Origin of the sequence: Pseudomonas sp. PDM05 (genome assembly GCF_014851685.1) — a bacterium.
Classification (GTDB): domain Bacteria; phylum Pseudomonadota; class Gammaproteobacteria; order Pseudomonadales; family Pseudomonadaceae; genus Aquipseudomonas.
The window spans coordinates 1-255 of record NZ_JACVAC010000060.1 but is presented as its reverse complement, the minus strand read 5'-3'; the positions used below and the strand labels follow the sequence as shown (position 1 = coordinate 255).

The 255-nt window shown below is 56.9% G+C and carries 1 protein-coding gene; it reads left to right on the top strand.

Going from position 1 to position 255, the window contains the following annotated elements; genetic code table 11:
• On the top strand, positions 1-255 hold a 255-nt coding region (locus IB241_RS28125; RefSeq protein ID WP_192301287.1), incomplete at both ends, for a ribonucleotide-diphosphate reductase subunit beta.

Here is a 255-nt window from a genome sequence, read left to right as displayed (position 1 = left end):
TCAACCAGATCAAAATCGAAAACCCACACCTGTGGGATGCCGAGATGAAGGAAGAAGCGACCCAGATGATCCTGCAAGGGACCCAACTGGAGATCGAATACGCCCGCGACACCATGCCCCGCGGCGTGTTGGGCATGAACGCCGCGATGATGGAGGACTACCTCAAGTTCATCGCCAACCGTCGTCTGTCGCAGATCGGCTTGAAGGAAGAATACCCAGGCACCACCAACCCGTTCCCGTGGATGAGCGAGATCA